Origin of the sequence: Ornithinimicrobium sp. CNJ-824, assembly GCF_001942405.1 — a bacterium.
Classification (GTDB): domain Bacteria; phylum Actinomycetota; class Actinomycetes; order Actinomycetales; family Dermatophilaceae; genus Ornithinicoccus; species Ornithinicoccus kibberensis.
This window is the reverse complement of the sequence record NZ_MKKA01000007.1, coordinates 17,206-42,400: the sequence shown is the minus strand read 5'-3', so window position 1 is coordinate 42,400 and position 25,195 is coordinate 17,206. Positions and strand designations below refer to the sequence as shown.

Annotated in this window: 23 protein-coding genes and 3 pseudogenes; 13 read left to right on the top strand and 13 right to left on the bottom strand. The window is 73.6% G+C overall.

What is annotated here, in order from left to right:
- The first annotated feature begins 39 nt into the window (after window positions 1-39).
- Genes mshA through BJF81_RS03090 form a run of 3 tightly spaced genes read left to right on the top strand, consistent with a single transcriptional unit; the run spans window position 40 to window position 2,612 of the window.
- A complete protein-coding gene (gene mshA / locus BJF81_RS03100) occupies window positions 40-1,287 on the top strand; it encodes a D-inositol-3-phosphate glycosyltransferase (RefSeq protein WP_075957151.1) in 1,248 nt (415 codons plus the stop codon).
- Window positions 1,284-1,841, top strand: a complete 558-nt coding sequence (locus tag BJF81_RS03095; protein WP_075957112.1) for a YbjN domain-containing protein — start codon at window positions 1,284-1,286, stop codon at window positions 1,839-1,841. The genes mshA and BJF81_RS03095 overlap by 4 nt, the downstream gene beginning before the upstream one ends.
- A 9-nt stretch (window positions 1,842-1,850) precedes the next feature.
- Window positions 1,851-2,612: a phosphoglyceromutase gene (locus BJF81_RS03090; protein ID WP_075957111.1), complete on the top strand. Its 762-nt coding sequence runs from the start codon at window positions 1,851-1,853 to the stop codon at window positions 2,610-2,612.
- 49 nt (window positions 2,613-2,661) lie between these two features.
- Here BJF81_RS03090 and BJF81_RS03085 read toward each other — a convergent pair whose 3' ends face one another.
- Entirely contained in the window at window positions 2,662-3,348 is a 687-nt protein-coding gene (locus BJF81_RS03085) for a response regulator transcription factor (RefSeq protein WP_075957110.1), read from the bottom strand.
- Complete coding sequence (locus BJF81_RS03080) at window positions 3,345-4,646, bottom strand: sensor histidine kinase (RefSeq protein WP_083663957.1); 1,302 nt, start codon at window positions 4,644-4,646, stop codon at window positions 3,345-3,347. The genes BJF81_RS03085 and BJF81_RS03080 overlap by 4 nt, the downstream gene beginning before the upstream one ends.
- A gap of 223 nt (window positions 4,647-4,869) precedes the next feature.
- Here BJF81_RS03080 and phoU point away from each other — a divergent pair, with 223 nt between their 5' ends.
- Window positions 4,870-5,574 carry a phosphate signaling complex protein PhoU gene (gene phoU, locus BJF81_RS03075; protein ID WP_075957109.1) on the top strand — a complete coding sequence of 235 codons (705 nt, stop codon included), beginning with the start codon at window positions 4,870-4,872 and terminating at the stop codon, window positions 5,572-5,574.
- Between the two features lie 66 nt (window positions 5,575-5,640).
- On the opposite strand, the gene BJF81_RS03070 is transcribed toward phoU, so the two are convergent.
- On the bottom strand, window positions 5,641-6,189 hold the full coding sequence (locus BJF81_RS03070; RefSeq protein WP_143780639.1) for a hypothetical protein: 549 nt from the start codon (window positions 6,187-6,189) through the stop codon (window positions 5,641-5,643).
- A 218-nt stretch (window positions 6,190-6,407) separates the two neighbouring features.
- Between BJF81_RS03070 and BJF81_RS03065 the strand changes: the two genes are divergently transcribed.
- The 3 genes and pseudogenes from BJF81_RS03065 (at window position 6,408) to ispF (ending at window position 8,211) form a co-directional block, all read left to right on the top strand.
- Window positions 6,408-6,890, top strand: coding sequence for a CarD family transcriptional regulator (locus BJF81_RS03065; protein ID WP_075957107.1), 483 nt, complete (start codon window positions 6,408-6,410; stop codon window positions 6,888-6,890).
- A 100-nt stretch (window positions 6,891-6,990) separates the two neighbouring features.
- On the top strand, window positions 6,991-7,701 hold the full coding sequence (locus tag BJF81_RS03060; RefSeq protein ID WP_075957106.1) for an IspD/TarI family cytidylyltransferase: 711 nt from the start codon (window positions 6,991-6,993) through the stop codon (window positions 7,699-7,701).
- A gap of 22 nt (window positions 7,702-7,723) precedes the next feature.
- Window positions 7,724-8,211, top strand: a pseudogene (gene ispF / locus BJF81_RS03055) (2-C-methyl-D-erythritol 2,4-cyclodiphosphate synthase).
- A gap of 34 nt (window positions 8,212-8,245) precedes the next feature.
- Here ispF and BJF81_RS03050 read toward each other — a convergent pair.
- Together BJF81_RS03050 and BJF81_RS03045 are read right to left on the bottom strand one after the other, a co-directional pair.
- Complete coding sequence (locus tag BJF81_RS03050) at window positions 8,246-9,949, bottom strand: AMP-binding protein (RefSeq protein ID WP_075957105.1); 1,704 nt, start codon at window positions 9,947-9,949, stop codon at window positions 8,246-8,248.
- Window positions 9,950-9,958: 9 nt separating this feature from the next.
- A complete protein-coding gene (locus BJF81_RS03045; protein ID WP_075957104.1) occupies window positions 9,959-10,498 on the bottom strand; it encodes a DUF6328 family protein in 540 nt (179 codons plus the stop codon).
- Window positions 10,499-10,575: 77 nt separating this feature from the next.
- On the opposite strand from BJF81_RS03045, the gene BJF81_RS03040 reads away from it, so the two are divergent.
- From BJF81_RS03040 to BJF81_RS03030, 3 genes and pseudogenes are all read left to right on the top strand, one after another.
- Complete coding sequence (locus tag BJF81_RS03040; RefSeq protein WP_075957103.1) at window positions 10,576-12,159, top strand: aspartate:alanine exchanger family transporter; 1,584 nt, start codon at window positions 10,576-10,578, stop codon at window positions 12,157-12,159.
- A gap of 89 nt (window positions 12,160-12,248) precedes the next feature.
- Window positions 12,249-13,402, top strand: a pseudogene (locus tag BJF81_RS03035) (S-(hydroxymethyl)mycothiol dehydrogenase).
- Window positions 13,399-14,025, top strand: a complete 627-nt coding sequence (locus BJF81_RS03030; protein ID WP_075957102.1) for an MBL fold metallo-hydrolase — start codon at window positions 13,399-13,401, stop codon at window positions 14,023-14,025. Before BJF81_RS03035 ends, BJF81_RS03030 begins: the two are co-directional and overlap by 4 nt.
- 16 nt (window positions 14,026-14,041) lie before the next feature.
- Here BJF81_RS03030 and BJF81_RS03025 read toward each other — a convergent pair whose 3' ends face one another.
- The gene (locus BJF81_RS03025; RefSeq protein ID WP_075957101.1) at window positions 14,042-14,701 is read right to left on the bottom strand and encodes a GOLPH3/VPS74 family protein; all 660 of its coding nucleotides are present in this window, start codon (window positions 14,699-14,701) and stop codon (window positions 14,042-14,044) included.
- Between the two features lie 207 nt (window positions 14,702-14,908).
- Window positions 14,909-15,907, bottom strand: coding sequence for a type IV toxin-antitoxin system AbiEi family antitoxin domain-containing protein (locus tag BJF81_RS03020; protein WP_075957100.1), 999 nt, complete (start codon window positions 15,905-15,907; stop codon window positions 14,909-14,911).
- Between the two features lie 321 nt (window positions 15,908-16,228).
- Between BJF81_RS03020 and cysS the strand changes: the two are divergent.
- Window positions 16,229-17,655, top strand: a pseudogene (gene cysS / locus BJF81_RS03015) (cysteine--tRNA ligase); the annotation flags it as partial.
- A 43-nt stretch (window positions 17,656-17,698) separates the two neighbouring features.
- A complete protein-coding gene (gene rlmB, locus BJF81_RS03010; protein ID WP_075957099.1) occupies window positions 17,699-18,664 on the top strand; it encodes a 23S rRNA (guanosine(2251)-2'-O)-methyltransferase RlmB in 966 nt (321 codons plus the stop codon).
- An 8-nt stretch (window positions 18,665-18,672) separates the two neighbouring features.
- Here rlmB and BJF81_RS20740 read toward each other — a convergent pair whose 3' ends face one another.
- From BJF81_RS20740 to BJF81_RS02985, 6 genes are all read right to left on the bottom strand, one after another.
- The gene (locus tag BJF81_RS20740) at window positions 18,673-19,122 is read right to left on the bottom strand and encodes a hypothetical protein (RefSeq protein ID WP_342447058.1); all 450 of its coding nucleotides are present in this window, start codon (window positions 19,120-19,122) and stop codon (window positions 18,673-18,675) included.
- Window positions 19,119-19,655 (bottom strand): cation transporter, encoded by a 537-nt coding sequence (locus tag BJF81_RS20735; RefSeq protein ID WP_342447057.1) that lies wholly within the window; start codon window positions 19,653-19,655, stop codon window positions 19,119-19,121. Before BJF81_RS20735 ends, BJF81_RS20740 begins: the two co-directional genes overlap by 4 nt.
- On the bottom strand, window positions 19,652-19,933 hold the full coding sequence (locus BJF81_RS18940; RefSeq protein ID WP_237769983.1) for a hypothetical protein: 282 nt from the start codon (window positions 19,931-19,933) through the stop codon (window positions 19,652-19,654). Before BJF81_RS18940 ends, BJF81_RS20735 begins: the two co-directional genes overlap by 4 nt.
- Window positions 19,934-20,241: 308 nt before the next feature.
- Entirely contained in the window at window positions 20,242-21,489 is a 1,248-nt protein-coding gene (locus BJF81_RS02995) for a DUF4032 domain-containing protein (protein ID WP_075957098.1), read from the bottom strand.
- Between the two features lie 66 nt (window positions 21,490-21,555).
- Entirely contained in the window at window positions 21,556-22,245 is a 690-nt protein-coding gene (locus tag BJF81_RS02990) for an FMN-binding negative transcriptional regulator (RefSeq protein WP_075957149.1), read from the bottom strand.
- A gap of 123 nt (window positions 22,246-22,368) precedes the next feature.
- A complete protein-coding gene (locus BJF81_RS02985; protein ID WP_075957097.1) occupies window positions 22,369-23,451 on the bottom strand; it encodes an ABC transporter ATP-binding protein in 1,083 nt (360 codons plus the stop codon).
- Between the two features lie 325 nt (window positions 23,452-23,776).
- Between BJF81_RS02985 and BJF81_RS02980 the strand changes: the two genes are divergently transcribed.
- The gene (locus BJF81_RS02980) at window positions 23,777-25,120 is read left to right on the top strand and encodes a sugar ABC transporter substrate-binding protein (protein ID WP_075957096.1); all 1,344 of its coding nucleotides are present in this window, start codon (window positions 23,777-23,779) and stop codon (window positions 25,118-25,120) included.
- Window positions 25,121-25,195 lie beyond the last annotated feature (75 nt).

Genomic DNA, 25,195 nt, shown 5'->3' with positions numbered 1-25,195 from the left:
ACTCCTCCGGACGCTGACGGGGGCCTGACCCGGGTGGCGATGCTGACGGTGCACACCTCCCCGCTGGAGCGGCCCGGCACCGGGGACGCCGGGGGGCTGAACGTCTACGTCGTCGAGACCGCGACCCGGCTGGCCGCTCGCGGGGTGGCCGTCGACATCTTCACCCGGGCCACCAGCGGGGCCCAGGGCGAGGCGGTCCAGCTGGCGCCGGGCGTGGTGGTCCACCACGTCGTCGCCGGCCCGCTGGAGGGCCTGGGCAAGGAGGACCTGCCGGGCCAGCTGTGCGCCTTCACCGCGGCCACCTCCCACCACGTGGCCCAGCACCCGGAGGACCACCACGACCTCATCCACGCCCACTACTGGCTCTCCGGGCAGGTGGGCTGGCTGGCCTCGGAGCGCTTCGACGTCCCGCTCGTGCACACGATGCACACCATGGCCAAGGTCAAGAACGAGGCGCTGGCGGAGGGGGACGACCCGGAGCCGCGCGGCCGCGTGATCGGGGAGGAGCAGGTGGTGGCCATCGCCGACGCCCTCGTGGCCAACACCCCCGAGGAGGCCCGGCAGCTGGTCGACCTCTACGACGCCGACCCGGCAACGGTCCACGTCGTCACCCCCGGGGTGGCGCTGGAGACCTTCCGCCCCGGCCCCCAGGACGAGGCCCGTCGACGGGTCGGCCTGCCCACCGACGCCGTCGTCCTGCTGTTCGTGGGGCGGATCCAGCCGCTCAAGGCCCCCGACGTGCTCCTGCGGGCCGCCGCCGTGCTGCTGCGGCGACGGCCCGCACTGCGGGACCGTCTGGTCGTGGCGGTCCTCGGTGGGCTGTCCGGCTCGGGCGTGACCCGCCCGGACCTGGTCCAGCGGGTCGTCGACGAGGAGGGGCTCGAGGGCGTGGTGCGCATGGGCCCGCCGGTCTCCCGGGAGGAGCTGGCCGACTGGTACCGCGCGGCCGACCTCGTGGCCGTGCCGTCCTACAACGAGTCGTTCGGCCTCGTCGCGGTCGAGGCCCTGGCGTGCGGCACCCCGGTCGTCGCCGCGGACGTGGGCGGGCTGCCCGTCGCGGTCGGGAACGCGGGCGTCCTCGTCGAGGGGCACGACCCGGCCGGGTGGGCCGACGCCCTCGCGACGACGCTCGACACGCTCGCGGTCCCGGCGGAACGGCAGGCCTGGCGGAACCGGGCCGTCGAGCACGCCTCCGGGTTCTCGTGGGAGGTCACCGTCGACCGGCTGGTCGAGGTCTACGCCGGGGCGGTCGCCGCGCGGCGCGGCGCGGGACGGGGGGTCGCATGAGCCGGCCCACCGCCGCGGACCCGGTCGACCACCTGCGGCTGCTGCTCGACCGGGTGGGCGCGGACTGGGAGGAGGGCACCCGCCCGGGCGAGACGGTGGTCACCCTGCCCGGGGAGCACAAGCTGCGCACGGTGGTGTCCCTCCTCGTCGGGGAGCGGGCGATGGAGCTGCGTGCCTTCGTCATCCGCAACCCGGACGAGAACCACGAGGACTTCTACCGCCACCTGCTGCGGCGGGCGCTGCGCCTGCCCGGGCTCGGGTATGCCGTGGACGCCGTCGGCGACGTCTACGTCACCGGGCGGACGCCGCTGGCCGGGATCGACGAGGCGGCCGTCGACGAGCTGCTCGGCGCGGTCCTGGCGGCCTGCGACGACCCCTTCGACGACCTGCTGCGGCTGGGCTTCTGGACCTCGATCCGGCGGGAGTGGGCGTGGCGCCGGTCCCGCGGCGAGTCCACCGCCAACCTCGCGGCGTTCCGGGCCGAGCTCGAGGCGCTGGAGGACGAGTCGGAGGAGCCGCCCGCCCCCGGTGCCGGGGGGCGGACCCCCCAGTAGGGTGGGGGCATGAGCGACGTCGCGCACACCCTCGTCCTGCTCCGCCACGGCGAGAGCGAGTGGAACGCCAAGAACCTGTTCACCGGCTGGGTGGACGTGGACCTCACCGACAAGGGCCGTCAGGAGGCCCGCCGGGCCGGCGAGCTGATGGCCGCCGAGGAGCTGCTCCCGGACATCCTGCATACCTCGCTCCTGCGCAGGGCGATCACCACGGCCAACACGGCCCTCGACGTCGCCGACCGCCACTGGATCCCGGTGCGGCGGTCCTGGCGGCTCAACGAGCGTCACTACGGGGCCCTGCAGGGGCTGGACAAGGCGGAGACGCGGGAGAAGTACGGCGAGGAGCAGTTCATGCTCTGGCGGCGCAGCTTCGACACCCCCCCGCCGCCGATCGAGGCCGACTCGGAGTTCTCCCAGGCCGGGGACCCCCGCTACGCCGACGCGGACGGGCCGATCCCGGAGACGGAGTGCCTCAAGGACGTCATCGCCCGGATGCTGCCCTACTGGGACTCCTCGATCGTCCCCGACCTGCGGGCGGGCAAGGTCGTGCTCGTCGCCGCGCACGGCAACAGCCTGCGGGCCCTGGTCAAGCACCTCGACGGGATCAGCGACGACGACATCGTCGGGCTGAACATCCCCACCGGCATCCCGCTGCTGTACGAGCTCGACGCCGACCTCGAGCCGGTCACCCGGGGCGGACGCTACCTGGACCCCGACGCGGCCGCGGCCGCGATCGAGCAGGTCGCCAACCAGGGCAGGGCCAAGGCCTGAGCGGCCGTGCCGGGCCGGCGACGGGGCCCCTCGGTCCCGTCGCCCGGGCTCAGGCGGCGGCCTCGAACTTGTAGCCCAGCCCCCGCACCGTGACGATGTGCACCGGGCGGGAGGGGTCCGGCTCGACCTTGGCGCGCAGCCGCTTGATGTGCACGTCCAGCGTCTTGGTGTCCCCGACGTAGTCGCTGCCCCACACCCGGTCGATGAGCTGGCCCCGGGTCAGCACCCGGCCGGCGTTGCGCAGCAGCATCTCCAGCAGTTCGAACTCCTTGAGCGGCAGCGAGACCGACCGGCCGTCGACCTGGACCGTGTGCCGCTCGACGTCCATCCGCACCGGTCCGGACTCGACGGTGGCGGGCAGCAGCTCCTCGGGCTCGGCGCCGCGGCGCAGCACCGCCTTGATGCGGGCGAGCAGCTCCCGGCCGGAGTAGGGCTTGGTGACGTAGTCGTCGGCCCCGATCTCCAGCCCCACCACCTTGTCGACCTCGGAGTCCTTGGCGGTCAGCATGATGACCGGCACGCTCGAGCGCTGGCGCAGCGCCCGGCAGACGTCCACCCCGGACAGGCCGGGCAGCATGAGGTCGAGGAGCACCAGGTCGGCGCCGCCCCGGTCGAACTCGGCCAGGGCCTCGTGGCCGGTCTCGGCGACCGCCACGTCGTACCCCTCCTTCTCCAGCAGGTAGGACAGGGGGTCGGAGAAGGACTCCTCGTCCTCCACCACGAGGATCCGCGTCATCGATGGTCACCTTTCCGTGGGGCCGTGGGTGCGGCGGTCGTGGACGGGGCCCAGGGTATGCCGTCGGCGCGGGGCCGGGCGCCGTCCCCGGGGAGCTCACCCGACGGCGGCTCCACCGGGTGCTGCCCGGGCCCGTGCGGGGCCGCGGACCCGACCGGACGGTCGTCCCCGACGACCGCGGGCAGGCGGAGGGTGAAGGTGGACCCCTGCCCCTCCTTGCTCCAGACGGTCACCTCGCCGCCGTGGTTGGCGCAGATGTGCTTGACGATCGACAGGCCCAGGCCGGTGCCCCCGGTGCTGCGGGACCGGGCGGCGTCCACGCGGTAGAAGCGCTCGAAGATGCGCTCCTGGTCGGCGACCGGGATCCCGCGGCCCTGGTCGGTGACCGAGACCTCGACGAGGTCGTCCACCCGCCGGGTGACCACGCTGATCCGGGTGCCGTCGTCGGAGTAGGCGATGGCGTTGGTGATGAGGTTGCGCACCGCCGTGGTGATCAGCTCGGGGTCGCCGTAGACCCGCAGCCGGTCGCGCGCCTGGGTGGTCAGCGCGACCACCTCGCGCTCCCCGGCGAGCAGGCGGGTGTGGTCGGCGGCCTCCTCGGCGCACCCGGCCACGTCGACGACCACCATCCGGTCGAGCACGTCCTTGGTCTGCAGACGGGACAGGTCGACGATCTCGCTCACCAGCCGGGTCAGGCGCGCGGTCTCCTTCTTCATCCGGCCGGCGAACCGGGCCACCGCCACCGGGTCGTCGGCGGCGTCCTCGACCGCCTCGGCCAGCAGCGCCAGCCCGCCGACCGGCGTCTTGAGCTCGTGCGAGACGTTGACGACGAAGTCGCGCCGGACCTCCTCGACCCGACGGGCCTGGGTCCGGTCCTCCACGAGGGCCAGCACGAGCCCGTCGCCGATCGGCGCGACCCGGGCCCCGACGACGGCGCGGCCGGGGCCCACGGGACCACGGGCGATGTCGTACTCCGCCTCGCGGATCACCCCGTCCTGCTGCACCTGGGTGACCAGCTGGCGGAGGTCGTCGTGGACGACGTCCCGTCCGCGGACCAGGCCGAAGGCGACCGCCGAGGCGCTCGCCGTCCGCACGGTGCCGCTGCGGTCCACGACGATCCCGCCGGAGCGCAGCACCGACAGGACGTCCAGGACCCCCTCGGGCAGGGCCGGCGGGTCCTCGACCGGCACGGGCGGCTGCGCCTGCGGCCGACCGGCGAGCAGGACGACCCACCAGACGACGGCCGCCAGCAGCAGACCGACGGCCATGCCGACGACGGCGGCGATGACGGGGCTCACGGGACCAGCCTAGGCCGCGCGACGGGCACGGCCGGACCTCCGCAGGGCAGGACCGCTGACGGCCGGGTGCTGGCGGCCCAGAGTTCACCTGCGTGTCGTACGGTGTTCACACGCCGCTGCCAGGGTGGTCCGCGCGGACCCCGCCGGGACGGTCCAGGGACCATGGGGACCTGGCCCCGGGGCGCCCCCCACGACGTCCACCACGAAAGGACCGGTCGATCCGATGCGCAGTCTGTTCCACGAGGAGCTCGAGACGCTCTCCGACGAGCTCGTCGAGCTGAGCCGGCTGTCGGCGCAGGCCCTGGAGCGCGCGACGCGGGCGCTGCTCGACGCCGACCTGGAGCTGGCGGAGCAGGTGATCAGCGAGGACGAGCAGATCGACGCCCTGCGCAGGGACCTGGACAACCGGGCGATCGACGCCATCGCGCGCCAGCAGCCCGTCGCCACCGACCTGCGCCAGCTGGTCACCACCCTGCGGATGAGCGCCGACCTGGAGCGCTGCGGCGACCTGGCCAGGCACGTGGCCAAGCTGGCCCGGTTGCGCTACCCGGTGTGCGCCGTCTCCGGCGAGCTGACCGACGTCTTCGCCCAGATGTCGGAGCACGCCCAGGCCATGTGCCTGCGGTCGGGGGAGATCGTCTCGGCCCAGGACGCCTCCGGCGCCGCCGAGCTGCAGCAGCAGGACGACACCATGGACCGGCTGCACCGCGAGGTCTTCCGCATCCTCCTGGAGCCGGAGTGGGACGGCGGCACCCAGGCGGCCATCGACGCCACCCTGCTCTCGCGCTACTACGAGCGGTTCGCCGACCACGCCGTGTCGGTGGCCATCCGGGTCGTCTACCTGGTCACCGGCGTCTGGATGGACGAGCAGGAGGCCGCCTCCCGCGACCACCTCGGCGGCGGCGGGGTGCCCCGGGCCGGCATCTGAACCTGCGGGCTGAACCGCCTGGCGGACCCGGCCCCCGGACGTCGGTGCCCGGTGCCGGCCCGGACGTCAGTGGTCGGCGTCGTCCTCGTCGGCCTGCGGGGGCTCGACGGTGCCGCCGGCGTCGTCCGCGTAGTCCTCGTAGGGACCCTGCGGCAGCAGCACCGGGGCGTCGGCGGCCAGGGTCTCCCCGCCACCCTGGACCCGCACCTCGACGACCCGCCCCGCAGGGACGTCCACGCCGTCGACGGTGAGGCGCTCGCCCTCGGACCCGTCGGCCTGGGCCCCGTCCAGCCGGACGGCCTGCCCCGGCTCCACGGTCACCTCGGGCGTCGCCTCCTGGCCGTCCACGGTCACCGTCAACGTCGCGGACTCGGTGCCGGAGTTGACGACCGACCCGGACACCACGCCCGGGGCGCCGTCGCCCTGGCTGACGACGATCAGGTTGCGCACGGCGATGCTCTCGCCGTCCATCTCGACGCCGTCGGACGGGGCGTAGCGCAGGAGGGTGGTCGCGGGGTTCGTGGTCGAGCAGCCGCTGAGGGCCACCGCGCCCACCGCGGCGGCGGTGAGCAGCACGGCGCTGCGGCGCGTACGGGGCGAGGGTGCAGTGGTCACGCGGCACAGCCTAGTGGGTGCCCGTCCCCGCGACGGTCCCGACCCGCGCTGACCTGCACCGACGGCGCTCCCCGGGGGGCCGGTGAGCGCCGCCCTCGGCGCGTGCACGGCATACCCCCGGGGTGTGGTAGGCCGCTGACCTGCACAGATGTCGTCGACGGATTCCCCCGGGCGAGTTCCCCGTGATATCCTGAGGGTCCGCGAAAGGGGCTATCTGAATGACGTTCAAGGTCGGCGAGACGGTTGTGTACCCGCATCACGGAGCCGCTCTCATCGAAGAGATGAAGACACGCACCATCAAGGGTGAGGAGAAGCTGTACCTCAAGCTCAAGGTGGCCCAGGGGGACCTCACCATCGAGGTCCCGGCGGAGAACTGCGACCTCGTCGGCGTCCGCGACGTCGTCGGCAAGGACGGCCTCGACAAGGTGTTCGCGGTGCTGCGCGCCGAGCACACCGAGGAGCCGACCAACTGGTCGCGCCGCTACAAGGCCAACCTGGAGAAGCTCGCCTCCGGCGACGTCATCAAGGTGGCCGAGGTCGTCCGCGACCTGTGGCGCCGCGACAAGGACCGCGGCCTCTCGACCGGCGAGAAGAGGCTGCTGAGCAAGGCCCGCCAGATCCTCGTCTCCGAGCTCGCGCTGGCGGAGAAGACCAACGAGGACACCGCCGAGGCCACCCTCGACGAGGTCCTCGCCTCCTGAGCAGGATGTCCGGCCGGCCCGACGACACCGTCGGTGCTGGCCTCATCCTTGTCGCCGCCGGGAGCGGCACCCGGCTGGGCGCCGGCCGCCCCAAGCGCTCGTGCCGCTCGGTTCCGGCACGGCTGCCGCCCCGGTGCTGGTGCACGCCCTGCGGGGAGCGCTGCGCTGCCGGGCGATCACCGACGTCGTCGTCGTGGCTCCCCCTGACGAGGCGGCCCTCGCCGAGGTGGCCGCGTCCGTCCGCGCCCTCGACGACCCGCGCCGCGGCCGGGTCCAGGTGGTGGCCGGAGGGGCCGAGCGGTCGGACTCGGTGGCCATCGGGCTGGCGGCGCTCCCCCGGCGCGTGGGGGTGGTCCTGGTGCACGACGCGGCCCGGGCGCTGACCCCTGTCGAGGTCTTCGACCGGGTCGTCCACGCGGTGCACTCCGGCCACCCGGCGGTCACCCCGGCCGTGGCGGTGACCGACACGATCAAGCAGGTCCGGTCCGGGCCGACCGGCGTCGAGACCGTGGTCGCCACCCTCGACCGGTCCCGCCTGAGGGCCGTCCAGACTCCGCAGGGCTTCCTGCGCGAGACGCTGGAACGCGCCCACGCCGCCCTTCGCGGCGGGCCGGGCGGGGGCGAGGGCGAACACGCCGCGGGCGGCGGGCCGCCGACGGTCACCGACGACTGCGGACTCGTCGAGGCGCACGGCGGGCGGGTCACGGTCGTCGAGGGGTCGCCCCGGGCGATGAAGATCACCACGCCCCACGACCTGGAGGTGGCGGCCGCCTGGCTGACCGCGGGCGAGGACGGACGGGAGCGACCGTGACCACCGACCCGAGGGCCACCCGGTGACCCCGCTGCCCCGCACCGGCATCGGCGTGGACGTGCACGCCTGGGCCCCGGAGGGCGACGACCGGCCGCTGTGGCTCGGCTGCCTCCGGTGGCCGGGCGAGCGCGGCATCGAGGGGCACAGCGACGGCGACGTCGCCGCCCACGCCGCCTGCAACGCGCTGCTGTCCGCCGCCGGTCTCGGCGACCTCGGGTCGGTCTTCGGCACCGACCGCCCCGAGATGGCCGGCGCCTCGGGCGCGCAGATGCTCGCGCACGTGGCGGACCTGCTGGCGCGAGGCGGTTTCCAGATCGGCAACGTCGCCGTGCAGGTCGTGGCCCGACGTCCCCGCGTCGCGCCCGGCGTGCCGAGATGGAGGCCGCGATGTCGAGCGCCCTGGGCGGGGCCCCGGTCTCGGTCTCGGCAGCGACGACCGACGGGCTCGGCTTCGTCGGCCGGGTCGAGGGGCTGGCGGGCATCGCCACGGCGCTGGTCGCGCCGCGCTGACCCCCGGGCCCGCCCGCCGGGTCGGCGGTGGCGCTCAGCCGCCGGACCGCTCCCGCAGGGCGAGGATCCGCTCGCGCACGTGGCGGCGCAGCACCTTGCCCAGCTGGCTGCGCGGCAGGTCGTCGAGGACATGCAGGTCCCGCGGCACCGCGTACCGGGAGACCTTGTCCTGCAACCACTCCCGCACGGACGCCAGGTCCACCGACGCCCCCGGTTCGAGGACCAGGGCGGCGACGACGTGCTCGCCGAGGGAGGTGTCCGGCAGGCCGACGACGGCGACGTCGACGACACCGGGCATCCCACGCACGGCCTCCTCGACCTGCGAGGGGTAGATGTTGAAGCCGCCGGAGACGATGAGCTCCTTGCGCCGGTCCGCCAGGGCCACGAACCCGTCGGCGGGGTCCCGGCGCACGAGGTCGCCCGTGCGCAGCCACCCCCCGGGAAGCAGCACCTGGGCGGTCTCCTCCGGGGCGTCCAGGTAGCCGCCGAAGACCTGCGGGCCGCGGACCTGGAGCTCCCCGACCTCGCCGTCCGGCACGTCCGGGGCGTCGGGGTCCTCCTCCACCAGGTCGGGGTCGACGACGCGGATCTCGGTGCCCGGGAACGGGATCCCCAGCGTGCCGGGACGCCTCTCCGGCCCGAAGGGGTTGCCCAGCGCGATGGGCGAGCACTCGGTCATGCCGTATCCCTCGATGACCAGGCCTCCCGTCGCCGTCTCCCAGCGGTCGGCGATCTCGGGCTGCAGGGCCATCGCCCCGGAGATGGCGTAGCGCAACGGACGCAGCAGCTGCGGGTCCTCCGCCGTCGCCGAGGCCGCCAGGCGGTCGAGCATCGGCGGGACGCCGGCCAGGAAGGTCCAGGGCCGTCGCCGCATCGCCGCCAGCACCATGTCGACGTCGAAGTTCGGCAGGACCACCTGGGTGGCGCCCATCGACACCGCGAAGGTCAGCGACAGCGTCATCCCGAAGGCGTGGAAGAACGGCAGCACCGCACCGAAGGTCTCCTCGCCCTCCCGCAGGCCGGGCACCCACTGACGGCCCTGCGCGACGTTGGCCATGAGGTTGGCCTGCGTCAGCGGCACCAGCTTGGGGGTTCCGGTCGTGCCGCCGGTGGGCAGCAGGACCGCGACGTCGTCCGGGGTCGGCTCGTAGGGCCGGTGCGGTGCGCTGCGCTGGCCCTGGGCGGCGGCGACCCGGTCGTCCCAGGAGCCGACCTCGTCGGGGACCGGGGCCCGCAGCTTCGCGCGCTGGGCACGGGCCGCCCTGACGGGGAGCCGCAGCAGCAGCCGGGTCCGCCGCGGCATCGCCGCCGCGAGGTTGACGGCGAGGACGGTCCGGTCCTGCCCCTCCTCCGGCAGGACGGCCGCGACGGCGTGCTCCCACGCCACCACGACCCTCGCCCCGTGCAGCTGCAGCTGGGCCTGCACCTCCGCGGGGGCCGCGAGCGGGTTGTGCTCGGCGACGGTGGCCCCCAGCGAGGTGATCGCGTAGAAGGCGACGACGTGCTGGGGGCAGTTGGGCAGGACCAGGGCCACGCGGTCCCCGGGGCCGACGCCGAGGTCGCGGAGCACCTGGGCCGCGGCGGCCACCTGGTCGGCGAGCCGGGCGTAGGTCGTCGTCGCACCGAGGAAGTCGACGGCCACCCGGTCGGGCCACCGGCGGGCGGCCTGCTCGAGCAGGGCGGTGGTCGACGGAGCCGGGTCGACGGTCAGCGGGATCAGGGGCTGCGCACTCGTCACGGGACAAACCTACGCTCGCGTAGGTTCACCCGGCGAACCGGTCCCGGACCGTGCCGGCCGTCGGCGCATCCACGCCGGGAGGCCCCACCACAGGGAACCGAAGACCAGCAGCGCCGCCACGCCCGCGGCATACCCGGCGGTGCGACCCAGCACCACCCCGAAGATGAGGACGAGCACGGCCGTCATCGTCAGCCCGAGGGTGACCAGGCCGGCCCGTGCCATCCGGTGGGAGACCTGGACCAGGTCGTCCTTGCGGTGCTGCCGGAACAGGGCACGGTGCAGGCTGACCGGGCCCACGAGCAGCACCGTGGTGAGGAAGGCGAGGACGATCGCCACGAGGAAGACGGCGCGCTGCTCGCCGGTCAGGTCGGGGAAGCGGGCCTGGAAGGGCAGCGTCATGAGGAATCCCGCCAGGATCTGGGTGCCGGTCTGCAGCACGCGCAGCTCCTGCAGGAGCTCGACGAAGTTGCGGTCCATCCGCTCGTCGCGGGACTCGTGCCGGTCGTCGCCCACCGGCCCGTCCCGGCCCGCGGGGTGCTGCAGCGCCATCCGTCCACTGTGGACCCGTGCCGGACCGTCGTCCAGCGGGTCCGTCGGTCGTCCGGGCGGGCGTAGACTCGGGTCACGTGGCCGACCTCCTGGCGGGACGTCCCGTCCTGCTCCTGTTCGCCGTCCTGGCGATCGGCACCGCCGTCGGCGCGGTCCGGCTGCGTCGGGTCTCGCTGGGCCCGGCGGCCGTCCTCTTCACCGCGCTGGCCTTCTCGGCCGCCGACGAGCGGCTGGCCCTCCCCGAGGTGCTCGGCACCTTCGGCCTGGCGGTCTTCGCCTACGCCGTCGGGGTCACCGCCGGCCCCTCCTTCTTCGCCTCGCTGCGCACCGGCCTCCGGCCGGTCAGCATGGTCGTGGCCACCCTCCTCGCGCTCGGCGTGCTCACCTGGGGGATCGGCCGGCTGCTGGGACTCAGCGCCGGGAGCACCGCCGGCCTCTACGCCGGGGCGCTGAACAACACCCCGGCGCTGGCCGCCGCGATCCTGCGGCTGGACGGCTCGCCCGACCCCACGGTGGCCTACTCGATGAGCTACGTGGGGGGAGTGGTGGTCATGCTCGCCGCGGCGACCTGGGCGCTGCGCAGCGGCGACCGGCACCCCACGGCCGACGACCGGGCCCGGCCCACCGAGGTGCGCAACGCCACCATCCTCGTCGAGCGCGACAACGCGCTCACCGTGGCCGAGCTGAGCTGGACACCCCACGGCCGGGTGCTGTTCTCCCGCTACCAGGACGCCGCCGGGGAGGTGCGGATGGCCCAGGGGGACACCCTCCTGCGGCCCGGGGACCAGGTGCTGGCCATCGGTCCCGACCGGGCGCTGCGGCACCTGACCAAGCAGCTGGGTCGGCGGGCGGCCACCCACCTGGAGGCCGAGCGCACCGACGTGGACTACCGGCGGATCGTGCTGTCCGAGCGCCGGTTCTACGGCCGGACGGTGGCCGACCTGGACCTGTTCGCCCGGTTCGGCGCCCGCGCGACCAGGGTGCGCCGGGCCGACCAGGACGTCCTGGCCACCGACGACCTGGTGCTGCAGGCGGGGGACCGGATCCGCGTCGCGGCGCCGCGCGAGCAGATGAGGCTCGTGGCGGCATACCTGGGGGACAGCGAGCACGGGACCGCGGACATCAACCCCCTCGGTCTCGCGCTGGGGCTGACGGCCGGGCTCGCGCTGGGCGCGCTGCCGGTCCCCGTGCCGGGGCTCGGGTCGCTGGAGCTCGGCCAGGCGGCCGGACCGCTCGTCGTGGGTCTTCTGCTGGGCCGCGCCGGACGCACCGGCAGGCTCGTGTGGACCCTGCCCCACCAGGCCGCCGAGACGCTGACGCAGATCGGGCTGCTCGTCTTCCTGGCCTACGCAGGCGGCCGTGCCGGATCGGCCTTCGTCGACGCGCTCGCCAGCCCGCTCGGGCTGCAGCTGGTGCTGGCCGGCCTGGTCGTCACCACCGTGCACGCGGCCGTGCTCCTCCTGCTGGGCAGGGCCTGGCTGCGGCAGGCCGGGCCCCGGCTGGCCGGCGTCCTGTCCGGCTCGCAGACCCAGCCGGCCATCCTGGCGCACGCGCAGGAGCAGACCCACCACGACCAGCGGGTGGCCCTGGGCTACGCGATGGTCTACCCGGTGGCGATGGTCGTCAAGATCCTCGTCGCCCAGCTGCTGACCATGCTCTAAGACGCAATCGGTGTCCCGGGGCCGCACTTGCGTCCCGCCCCGCCGCCGGGTTGGCTGGGGGCACCGTTCCCCGTGACCAGGAGGTTGTCGTGCCCAGCACCGTCAAGGGTGTCATCGCCCGCAGCAAGGGAGCCGACGTCGAGGTCGTCGACGTCGTCGTGCCCGACCCGGGCCCCGGCGAGGCCGTGGTGAAGATCGAGCCTGCGGCGTCTGCCACACCGACCTGCACTACCGCGAGGGCGGCATCAACGACGACTTCCCGTTCCTGCTGGGGCACGAGGCCGCCGGCACCGTGGAGGCCGTCGGGGAGGGCGTCACCGACGTCGAGCCCGGGGACTACGTCGTCCTCAACTGGCGCGCCGTCTGCGGGCACTGCCGCGCGTGCGCCAAGGGCAAGCCGTGGTACTGCTTCAACACGCACAACGCGAGCCAGAGGATGACCCTGGCCGAGGACGGCACCGAGCTGACCCCCGCGCTGGGCATCGGCGCCTTCATCGAGAAGACCCTCGTGCACGCCGGCCAGTGCACCAAGGTCGACCGGGAGGCTCCCGCGGTCGCCGCCGGGCTGCTCGGCTGCGGCGTCATGGCGGGCTTCGGCGCGGCGGTCAACACCGGCAACGTCACCCGCGGCGACTCGGTCGCCGTCATCGGCTGCGGCGGGGTGGGCGACGCCGCCATCGCGGGGGCCCGGCTGGCCGGCGCCACGACGATCATCGCGGTCGACATCGACGACCGGAAGCTGGAGGCGGCCCGCGGCTTCGGCGCCACCCACACGGTCAACTCCTCGGGCACCGACCCGGTGGCCGCGATCCAGGAGCTCACCGGCGGGGTCGGTGCGGACGTCGTCGTCGACGCGGTGGGCCGTCCGGAGACCTACCAGCAGGCGTTCTACGCCCGCGACCTCGCCGGTACCGTCGTACTCGTCGGCGTCCCCACGCCCGAGATGGAGATCACCCTGCCGCTGCTCGACGTCTTCGGCCGCGGCGGCGCGCTGAAGTCCAGCTGGTACGGCGACGCCCTGCCCTCGCGCGACTTCCCCATGCTTATCGACCTCTACCGCCAGGGCCGGTTCAACCTCGACGACTTCGTCAGCGAGACGATCGGACTGGGCGACGTCGAGGCCGCGTTCGAGAAGATGCACGCCGGCGACGTGCTGCGCTCCGTCGTCATCGTCGACGAGACGGCCGCCGCGGCCCGCGGACAGCAGGCCGGCACGACCACCACCGAGGAGGCCTCCGCATGACCGCCCGCATCGACCACGCCGTGACCACCGGCACCTTCAGCCTCGACGGCGGCACCTGGGAGGTCGACAACAACGTGTGGGTGATCGGCGACGACGAGGAGTGCATCGTCGTCGACGCCCCCCACGACGCGGACGTGGTGGTCGAGGCGGTCGGCGGCCGGTCGGTCCGGGCCCTGCTGCTGACCCACGGGCACGACGACCACATCGACGCCGCCCCCGAGGTGGCCCGTCGCACGGGAGCCACGACATACCTGCACCCCGAGGACCAGATGCTGTGGGACCGGGTGCACGACATCGCGCCCGGAGGGGAGCTGTCCGACGGCATGACGTTCGAGGTCGCCGGGGTCACCCTGCACGTGCTGCACACGCCTGGTCACAGCCCGGGCGCCTGCTGCTTCCACGTGCCGGAGCTGGGCGTGGTGTTCTCCGGGGACACCCTCTTCGAGGGCGGCCCCGGGGCGACGGGACGCTCGTTCAGCGACTTCCCCACGATCGTGGCATCGATCACCGACAAGCTCCTCGTCCTGCCGGAGGAGACCGTCGTGCACACCGGGCACGGCGGGACCACGACGATCGGCGCGGAGAAGCCGCACCGTCAGGAGTGGCTCGACCGGGGTCACTGAGCCCGGGCGGTGGTCGTCAGCTCGAGCTCGCGGCCCCGCCGGCCATCACGGCCGCCATCATGGCGGTGTTGAGCTCCGCCACCGCCGTGGCCACGGCCTCCGGCGCCCAGCGTCCCTTGCTGATCTCCTTGCCACGCCGCTTGACCTCGCCGTTGGTCATCCCGGGCCGCATCTCCGTGGTCAGAACCTTGGGCAGGGCGTCGACGGCGTGCAGGAGCGAGATCAGCGCGCCGGTGCGGGAGTCCGGCTCGCGGGCGCCCGTGACGACGGTGGCGAGGTCGCCGACCACGGCGTCGCGCGGGCCGCTCATGAGGACCGGCCAGCGGGTCGTCAGCGTGAGCCCGAGGGCCTTGACCGGTTCGGGGCGCACCAGCTCGCGCCGGACGAGGCTGTCCAGCAGGGGCTGCTGGAGCTTCTTGCCCACCCGGTCGAGCGCGTCCTTGGGCTTCTTGCCCTCCCGCTCGGCGAAGCGGACCAGGGCCTCGTCGAGCAGGGGCTCGCCGATCGTGCCACCGTCCAGGACCCGCAGCCGCTTGCGCCCGTCGACGTCCAGACGTTCGCGCAGGGCCAGCTCGGTCAGCAGCGCGCCGCCGAGGACGACCGTCCGGGAGCTGCCCAGCAGGTTGCGGCCCTCGGGGGAGGTCCCGACGAGGAGCAGTTCTTCGGCGATGAGCATGCCTCGACGGTATGCCGTGCGCACCCGGCGGCGCATCGGCCCGCCGACGGAGGCGTCTGTCCTGCTGGCTCCGACTCTGGGCCGAGGCCAAGCGGGTGGCGGACGTGCCGTGGGGCGGGGCGGTGAGGGGACAAGGTTGTGCACCGGATGCGACGCCGAGAACCACGCATCCGGTGCACAACCTTGTCCTGACGTGGTCCGGTCGCCTCAGCCGATCCGGGTCGCCCGGGACTCGGCCCGGGCGATGGCCTCGAGCAACCGACGACGGATCAGCTGAGGCCGGGCGAGGTCGGCCCACCGGATGCGGACCACCTCGTAGCCGAGCGTCCGGAGCCTGTCCTCCCTGTCCTTCTCGGCGAGGAGGGCCTCGTGGCCGGTGTACTTGCCGGTCCCGTCGAACTCGACGAGCACGTCCCAGCGGGCCAGCTTGAGGTCGACGATCGCCACCAACCGGTCGCCGTCGTGGACCACGAACTGCGGGCTGCAGGGGCCGAGCCCGAGGAGGTGGACCAGCCACCGGGTGCGGCTCTCACCGGCGGACTCGCTACGGCCGTCGGCCAGGTCGACGACGAGTCGTACGGTCGGGGTGGATCGCCCGAATCCTCCCTCCAGCGCCTCCGCGATCTCCTCCCTGACCCGGGTGACGGCAAGGCCCTCCTGGCCACCGGCAGCCTTCGGGTCCTGCTCCCGTGCCGCGTGCAGGACGCCGTCCACGGCGACCAGGCCTGCCTCGCCGCCGTGCGTCGCCGCCACCTGCAGCGCTGCCATCGTGGGCGTCACCAGCACGAGGCCGTCCCGTTCGTCCGTCCACCGGGCGTCGAGGGGACGGTGCACCCAGATCGTGCCGTCCTTCCGGCCCCTGCGACCGTCCGTGCGGACCAGGTGGACGAACCCGTCCTCGCCGGCGTAGGGCAGTCCGTGCACCATCAATGCGCTCTCGTGGCTCAGGGCGTGGGTCGGCCCAGCCTCCGCCGGGGCGGGCGCGAGACTGCGTCCGACGGCACGGGCCACCAGTTCGCGTTTCTCCCACGGGGTCGAGCCGGCCAGCGCGCTCGCGAGGACGACAGCGTCCCGGCGGACGCGGACCAGCTCCCCACGGCGCACCATGGCCTCGACCGAGCGGCGGGAGAAGCCGGCGCGCAGCAGCTCACGGGTGCTGGCCACGCCGCCCTGCATCTGCACCAGCTGCGTGATCCCCTCGGACATGCCCCGAGTGTGTCGCGTCCGCGGTCGGGGGCTCCGGCGTCGTCCACAGGCGGGCAGCGACCGCCAGATCCTGTCCGACGCCTGGAGCATGGGGACGGACACAGCACGCGGCTGGACAAGGTTGTGCACCGCAGACGACGTTCTCGACGATGCCCGTGGTGCACAACCTTGTCCTGGCCGGGGAGGCTGGGAGGCGGGGCTCCTGGCCGGGGAGGCTGGGCGCCTGGCGGACCGAGGGCGGTCCGCCGGCCCACCGTCGGCCCGAGGCGGCCGCTGGCGAGGAGGTCGGGAGGCGTGGGAGGCGCCGGTACCCTTGAGCGGGTGAGCCTGCACCTCTTCGACACCGCCACCCGGCAGCTGCGGCCGTTCGAGCCGCTCGAGGCCGGACGGGTGGGCATGTACATCTGCGGGCTCACCACGCAGGGCAGCCCGCACATCGGGCACGTCCGGTTCGCGGTGGCCTTCGACGTCCTGCGGCGGTGGCTGGAGCGGGGGCACGGCTACGACGTCACGCTCATCCGCAACGTCACCGACATCGACGACAAGATCCTCACCAAGGCCGCCGAGGCCGGACGCCCCTGGTGGGCCTGGTCCTACGAGAACGAGCGCGCGACCACCCGGGCCCTCGAGCTGCTGGGCGTGCTCCCGCCGACCTACGAGCCGCGGGCCACCGGCCACATCACCGAGCAGCTGGAGCTCGTGCGCACGCTCGTCGAGCGGGGCCACGCCTACGCCGCGGAGGACGGCAGCGGCGACGTCTACTTCGACGTGCGCTCCTGGCCGGACTACGGCTCGCTGACCCGGCAGAAGCTGGAGGACATGGAGCCGGCCGAGGACGCCGACCCCCGGGGCAAGCGCGATCCCCGCGACTTCGCCCTGTGGAAGGGGCACAAGGACGGCGAGCCGGAGACGGCCTCGTGGCCGGCGCCGTACGGCCGCGGCCGCCCGGGCTGGCACCTGGAGTGCTCGGCCATGGCGCGCAAGTACCTCGGCGACGCTTCGACATCCACGGCGGCGGCGTCGACCTGCGCTTCCCGCACCACGAGAACGAGCAGGCCCAGTCCCGCGCCGCCGGCCTCGACTTCGCCCGCTACTGGCTGCACAACGCCTGGGTCACCGTCAAGGGCGCCAAGATGGGCAAGTCGCTCGGGAACGCCCTGGCCGTCACCGAGCTGACGAAGACCGTGCGCCCGCTCGTGCTGCGGCACTACCTCGGCGCCGCGCACTACCGGTCCACGATCGAGTACGGCGACGACAGCCTCACCGAGGCGCTCGCCGCGGTCGAGCGGATCGAGGGGTATGTCGTGCGCGCCCGGGAGGTGCTCGGCGAGGCCGCCGAGGACCTGCTCGAGGCGTCCCGCGCGCTGCCGGCCGACGAGGCCTTCCCGACCGACTTCCGGGCCGCCCTCGACGACGACCTCAACGTGCCGGAGGCCCTCGCGGTCGTCTTCGGCACCGTCCGCGACGGCAACCGCGCCCTCGACGCCGGTGCCGGGACGGGCACGCAGGCGCTGCGGCATACCCTCCTGCAGCTGCTGGCGATGCTCGACGTGCTCGGCACCAACCCGCTCGACCCCTCCTGGGGCGGCGGGTCCCGCGAGGACGACCGTGGCATGGAGGTGCTGACGGCTCTGGTGCAGGACCGGCTGGACGCGCGGGCCCGCGCCCGTGCCGAGAAGGACTTCGCGACCGCGGACGCCATCCGCGACCACCTGACCACGCTCGGCGTGGTCATCGAGGACACCCCGGCCGCGCCCGCTGGTCGCTGCGCTGAACGAAGGACGAGACACCATGGCCGGCAACCAGCAGCGCCGCAACGCGCGCACCAGCAACAAGAAGGGGATGGTCGTCGGCTCCGGCGGCCAGCGCCGCAAGCAGCTCCAGGGCCGGGGGCCGACCCCCAAGGCGGAGGAGCGGGTCGGCCACCCGGCGGCGCGCCGCAGGTCCGGCAGCGCCGCGAGCAGGACCGGCGGCGGCCGACCGGCAGGGGGGCGACGCTCCGGGCCGGGTCGCGGAGGGTCGACCGAGATCGTCGCCGGCCGCAACAGCGTGCTCGAGGCGCTGCGCACGCACGTGCCGGGCAGCACGCTCTACGTGGGGTCGCGGATGGAGAGCGACGACCGGGTCAAGGAGAGCATCACCCTGGCCACCGAGCGGGGGATCGCCGTGCTGGAGGCGCCGCGCACCGAGCTCGACCGGCTCACCGACGGGGCGGTGCACCAGGGACTGGCCCTGCAGGTGCCTCCCTACGAGTACGCCCACCCCGAGGACCTGCTCCACGTCGAGCTGCCCGGCACCCCGCTCATCGTGGCGCTCGACGGCATCACCGACCCGCGCAACCTGGGCGCCGTCGTGCGCTCGGTCGGGGCGTTCGGCGGGCACGGCGTCGTGGTGCCGGCCCGGAGGTCGGCCGGGATGACCGCGGCCGCCTGGAAGACCTCGGCCGGCGCGGCGGCGCGGGTGCCCGTGGCCCAGGCGACCAACCTCACCCGGGCGCTGGAGGCCTACCGCAAGGCGGGCTTCTTCGTCGTCGGGCTGGACGGCGACGGGGACGTCGAGCTGCCCGGCCTGGAGCTGGCCGACCAGCCGCTGGTCATCGTCGTCGGCTCCGAGGGCAAGGGTCTGTCGCGGCTCGTGCGCGAGACCTGCGACCAGATCGTCTCGATCCCGATCGCGGCGGTCACCGAGTCGCTCAACGCCGGCATCGCCACCGCCGTGGCGCTCTACGAGGTGTCCCGCTCCCGCCGGCTGCGCTGACCGGAGGGTCAGACCTGCTGGTCCGCCTCCCCCTCGGCGAGCGAGCGGACCGGCGCCACGGTGATGTCGTCGAGCTTCCAGTCCATGGCCCGCAGGTCCTCCACGGTCTGGTGGATCCGGGCCATATCCACCGTCCCCCCGACGGGGACGAAACGCACCTCCACGTGGAAGACGTGGCCCATGTCGCGCACCCTGGTGTCGTGGGCCCGCACCCAGGGGCGGCTGTCCAGGTAGTCCTCCACCCGCCCCACGAGAGGGTGCTCCGCGGCGTCGTCGACGGTGCGGGCCGTCCTGTCCATGAGGCCGGTGACGGCGTGCTGGACGTTGCCCCAGCCGTCCCGCAGGATGCTCGCCGCGATGAACAGGGCGGCCGCGGCGTCGGCCCACCACAGGCCGATGCCGATCCCCAGCACACCGAGGATGGCGCCGCCGGACGTCATCCAGTCGGCCTTGTTCATGTCGCGTCGGCGTGCAGCACCTTGTCGTGCAGCTGCTCGGCCAGAGGCACCTTCATCCGGCCCAGAACCACCGGTCCGATCCCCGTGTAGACCATGACGGCCACCATCGGCCAGCCCGCCCAGAAGGTCCGGCCGAACAGCTGCATGGTGCCGATGGGCGGGTGGTCCGCCGTCAGCAGCCCCGAGCCGGAGTCGTAGAGCAGGAAGACGCCCATCGTCAGCAGGGCGACGGAGGCGACCAGGTGACCCACCGCCACCGACCGGTGCCGGCCGAAGGGGTAGTCCCGGTCCGGGTGTCGCGCGGCCGCACGGGTCGCGACGAGGAAGGCGATCGGGGGGATCAGCGAGAGCATGTCCTCGATCCACGCGGCCTTCATCGCCTGCGAGCTGCCCATGACAAGGGCGACGAGGACGACACCGGTGCCCAGGTAGGCCAGCGAGATCCATTCCAGCCGCCGGGCACGCCGGAGCGCCGCCTGCTGCTCGCCGGGCAGCTCGGTCGAGCCGAAGTAGTCGCCCACCCGGGACGTCACGACGACTCCTCGTCCAGGAAGCGCTCCAGCTCGCTGAGCAGGGCGTTCTCCCCGCGGACGACGGCCATGACGTGCTTGACGGTGCGACCCTCCTCCTGCGTCCGCGTGTAGGGCCGGGTCAGCGCCACCTTCGTCGACCACGGGGACCGGGAGGACAGGCCGCCCACCATGACGTCCAGCTCACCCCTCTCCAGGAGCGTGACGAGCGCCTCCTCGCCGTCGACGACGAACAGGGCCTCGGCGCCCTGCTCCTCCGCGAACCGCCGGACCAGGACCACCTCGTCGCCCCCGGGTTCACCACCCGGAGCCGGTGGCAGGGTGGTGAAGGTGGGTGCGGCGAGACGCCGACGCGCAGCTCACCGGTGGCGCGCACCTGCGCGAGCGTCCGGTCCGGGTCGGTCGGGATCTGCAGCCCGCACCCCGCGACCACGGTGGAGGCGAGCATCGCCACCACCGCGGAGGGACCCCTGTGTCTGTGCCCGACGGCGCCCATGGGTCCGAGTATCCGCCGATCCGTCGGCGGCGCACCTCGGACGGGGCGTGCAGTGTCGGCCGGCCGGGCCCGGCCGGACAGCCGCCGACGGCCTCAGTCCTCCAGCTGGGCCTGGATCGGGATCTCCTGGGTGTCCACGCCGACGACCGCCACCTCGTCCGGCCGGGAGGGCAGCACGGTCTCCAGGTAGTCGCGCACGGCGTCCTCGATCGGGGTGTCGTGGCCGGCCTGCTCGGACAGGTACCACCGGTGCTCGAGGATCTCGTGGAAGAACTCCGCCGGCTCCAGCTTGGACCGCAGCTCGCGGGGCACCGAGCGGGTGACCGGCTCGTAGACCCGGCTCAGCCACTCGTGGGCGACCACGTCCTCGTCGTCGCTCTGCCGGTCGGTCGCGGCCCGGTAGGAGTCGAGGTCGTTGAGCAGGCGGCGCGCCTGGTTCTCCTCGACGTCCAGGCCGGTGAGGTGCATCAGGCGGCGGGAGTGGTGGCCGGCGTCGACGACCTTGGGCTGCAGCCGGATGTGGGTGCCGTCGACGTCGGTGCTCATCTCCAGCTCGTCGACGTCGAAGCCGAGGTTGTTCAGCCGCCGGATCCGCTCGTCCACCCGCCAGCGGTCGCCGCGCTCGAAGCGCTCCTCGCTGGTCAGCTCGTTCCACAGCAGGTCGTAGCGGTGCATGATGAGGTTGGCGATCTCGATCGGGTCCTCGCCCTCGTCGAGCTGGCCGCCGGCCTCCAGGTCCATCAGCTCCCCGGCGATGTTGCCGTGGGCGATGAACAGGTCGTGCTCGCGCTGCCCGTCGGACAGCGTCGGGTGCAGCTCGGCGGTCTCGGCGTCGACGAGGTAGGCGGCGTACTCGCCGGCGTCGCGGCGGAACAACGTGTTGGACAGCGACACGTCCCCCCAGAAGCAGCCGGCCAGGTGCAGCCGCACGAGCAGGACGGCCAGCGCGTCCAGCGTGCGCCGGGCGGTGTCCGGGCGCAGCCGCTGGGAGAAGACGGCCCGGTAGGGCAGCGAGAACTTCAGGTGCCGGGTGATCAGGCAGGCGTCCAGGGCGTTGCCGTCGGCGTCGACCCGGCCCGAGACCACCCCGAGGGGCTCGACCACCGGCTGGTCCAGGCGACGCAGGTTGCGGAGCGTCTGGAACTCGCGGCGGGCCAGCGGCTCGCTGATCTCCTTGACCGCCAGCACCCCGCCGGACAGCCGCACGAACCGGACGACGTGGCGGGAGATGCCCCGGGGGAGGGCGGCCAGGTGGTGCTCGGGCCACTCCTCCAGCGGCACCTCCCACGGCAGGTCCAGCAGGGCCGGATCCGGCGCGAGGGCGGTGATGTCGAGGGCCATGGGACGAGGGTATGCCGCCGCGCCCCTCGGCGGGTGCGGACCGGTCCGGGGACGGTCGGGACGGTCCTAGAGGGCCGATCCCTGACGGTGCGCGGGGACGCGGTGCTGGCGGGACAGCCGTCGGATGGTGGCGAAGCGCTCCTCCGCGTGGGGCAGGCTGACCTCGCGCAGGTAGTCGGCGACCTCGGACGGCCCGTGCTCCTCGACGTGGGCGAGCACGCTGCGCACGTCGTCGGGGTGGCGGTTCTGGCTCATCTTCGCCTTGCCCTGGAGCCGGTCCACCCGCACCTCGACCGCCCGGATGGCCCGGGACATCGCGGCGAGCTTGTCCTCGCCGACCGCGTCCACGACGTCGCCGTCCCCCGTCCGGGAGGTCAGCCGCCGGGCCACCTCGAGCGCCCGCGCGGGGGAGCGGTCGACGTGGAGCGGCCCCCAGGCGTGGATCGTCACGTAGTCCCAGGTCGGGACGTTGGGCTGCACGTCGTTGGTGGCGTACCAGCGCGGCGAGACGTAGGTGTCGGTGATGTCGAGCAGGACCATCGCCGGCCCGGTCGTCGGCGTGGCCAGCTGCGGGTTGTTGGCGACCAGGTGGGTGACGAGCGTGGCCGTGCCCTCCTCGACCCGCTCCAGGTGGAACGGGACGAAGGTGGCCAGGGGCCCGTCGGCGTGGACCGTGACGAGGTTGCCGGCCCGCGGCGCGGCCAGCAGCGCGAGCAGGCGCTCCTCGGGGAGGGCGAAGTGGTCGGGGACGTGCACGCTCCCAGGGTAGGCGTCACCGGCCGGCCCTCCGCCACCCACGACCCAGGGACGCACGAGGGCCGGGCGGCTGCCACCGCCCGGCCCTCGTCGCACCCCGGGGCAGCCGCCCCGGGCCGGTGCTCAGTCGCTGATGCGCTCGCCGGTCTCCGCGTGGAAGAGGTGCAGGTGCTCGCCCTTGGGCTGGAAGTGCACGATCTCGCCCTTCTTCGGCGGGGTACGGCCGTCGACGCGGGCGATGAACGGCTTGTCGTCGATCCCGGCACCGGGCAGCTCGCCGTAGATGTAGGCGTCCGCGCCGAGCTCCTCGACCACGTCCACCTCGATCGGCAGGCCGCGGCCGGAGTCGGAGATCGCCACGTCCTCGGGCCGCACGCCGAGGACGACCTCGCTGCCGGCCTTGGACAGGGTCTCGCGGTCGACCGGGTGCACGTAGTCGCCCAGCTTGACGCCGCCGTCGGCGACCGGGACGGTCATGAGGTTCATCGCGGGGGAGCCGATGAAGCCGGCGACGAAGACGTTGTTGGGGTGGTCGTACATGTGCCGCGGCGCGTCGACCTGCTGCAGGATGCCGTCCTTGAGGACCGCCACGCGGTCGCCCATCGTCATGGCCTCGACCTGGTCGTGGGTGACGTAGACCGTGGTGACGCCCAGGCGCCGCTGCAGCGAGGCGATCTGGGTGCGGGTCTGCACGCGCAGCTTGGCGTCCAGGTTGGACAGCGGCTCGTCCATGAGGAAGACCTGCGGTTGGCGCACGATCGCGCGGCCCATGGCGACGCGCTGGCGCTGGCCGCCGGAGAGGGCCTTGGGCTTGCGCTCGAGGTAGTCGGTCAGGTCGAGGATCTTGGCGGCCTCCTCCACCCGCTCGCGGATCTCCGCCTTCGGCTTGCCGGCGATCTTCAGGGCGAACCCCATGTTGTCGGCGACCGTCATGTGCGGGTAGAGCGCGTAGTTCTGGAAGACCATCGCCACGTCGCGGTCCTTGGGCGGCATGTGGGTGACGTCGCGGTCGCCGATGAGGATGCGTCCGCCGTTCACCTCCTCCAGGCCGGCCAGCATGCGGAGGGAGGTCGACTTGCCGCAGCCCGAGGGGCCCACGAGGACGAGGAACTCACCGTCCGCGATCTCGATGTTGAGCTTGTCGACCGAGGGCGTGTCGGCCCCGGGGTAGACGCGGGTGGCCTCGTCGAACGTCACTGTTGCCATCTGTGTGCCTTTCCTTCACCGGCAGGTACGTGCCGGACGATCCGTCGTAAAGGAACCCGTCCGCGGCGCGGGCGGGCGTCGTGCGGTGCCTCCGGCGGCGGGTGCCCACGACAGACGGTGAGGTATGGCGTGCACGGCGCCCTTGCCGGTGACGGACCTCACGCTAGCACGGAGCCCGGGACGGGCGTTGCAAGATTTTGCATGCCGCTCGTCACGGCCCCATACTGATCGCGTACGTCACGGCTCGGTCTCCGGGTCGTCGTGTACCGGCGTCGTGGCCGTCAGAGGTGTCACGGCCGGGGACCACCCAGTTCGAAGGAGAACCATGAAGCGCACGACCGGAGCGGTCGCCATCGCCAGTGCGGCGGCCCTGCTGCTGTCCGCCTGCGGCGACACCGCGGACACGGCCGACGAGCCCACCACCGCCGCCGAGGACGACGCGGCCGCCGAGGACGACACCGCCACCGAGACCGAGGACGCCGCGGCCGGTGACGACGCCGCCGCCACCTCCGAGGGTGCCGCCCCCGCTGCCAGCGACGGCACCAGCCTCGTCATCTGGGCCGACGACCTGCGCGCCGCGGCGCTCGAGGACGTCGCCGCCACCTTCGAGGAGGAGACCGGCGTGCCGGTGACCCTCCAGGTGGTCGCCAACGAGAACCTGCGCGAGCAGTTCAAGGACTCCGTCGGCGCCGGCGCCGGCCCGGACATCGCGGTCGGCGCGCACGACTGGCTGGGCGAGCTCGTCCAGAACAACGTCGTCGCCCCGGTCCAGCTCTCCTCCGACCTCGCGGGCCAGTTCACCCCGGAGTCGGTCGAGGCGTTCACCTACGAGGGCCAGACCTACGGTGTGCCCTACTCCGTGGAGTCCCTCGCGCTCATCCGCAACACCGCCCTGGCGCCCGAGCTGCCCGCCTCGATGGAGGCCCTCGTCGAGACCGGCCAGCAGCTGGTCGCCGACGGCGAGGCCGAGCTCGTCATGGCCCAGGAGCTGGGCCAGGAGGGCAACGCCTACTCCATGTACCCCTACCTGGCGGCCTACGGCGGCGGCATCTTCCCGGTGCTGGAGGAGGGCGGCTTCGACTCCACCGAGGTCATCATCGACTCCGAGGAGACCGTCCAGGGCGGCGAGAAGATCGCCTGGCTGGCCGAGGAGGAGGCGCTCAGCGTCAGCATCGACGCCTCGAACGCCATCCCGCAGTTCGTCGAGGAGAGCACCGCCTTCCTCGTCTCCGGCCCGTGGGCTATCCAGCAGATCACCGAGGCCGGCATCGACTACGAGATCACCTCGATGCCCGACTTCGAGGACGGCGGCGAGACGACCCCGTTCCTGGGCGTCCAGGGCTTCTACGTCTCGGCCGAGTCGCAGAACCCGCAGATCGCGCAGACCTTCGTGCAGGAGTACGTGAGCCGCGCCGACGTGCAGGTCTCCCTGTACGAGGCCGGCGACCGCCCGCCGGCGCTGGTCGAGGCCTACGACCAGGTCTCCCAGGGCAACACCGACATCGAGGCCTGGGGCCAGGCCGCCGAGGGTGGCACCCCGATGCCGAACATCCCGCAGATGAACGCCGTCTGGGGTCCGCTGGGCAAGGCCACCGCGGACATCGCCACCGGCGACGACCCGGCCGAGCGCCTGGCGACCGCCCAGTCCGAGGTCGAGGCCGCGCTCTGACCCCGGCCTGATCCCGCCACCGCGGGGTGGGTGTCCCGGTCCGGGGCGCCCACCCGCACCGGCGGGGCGTGGTAT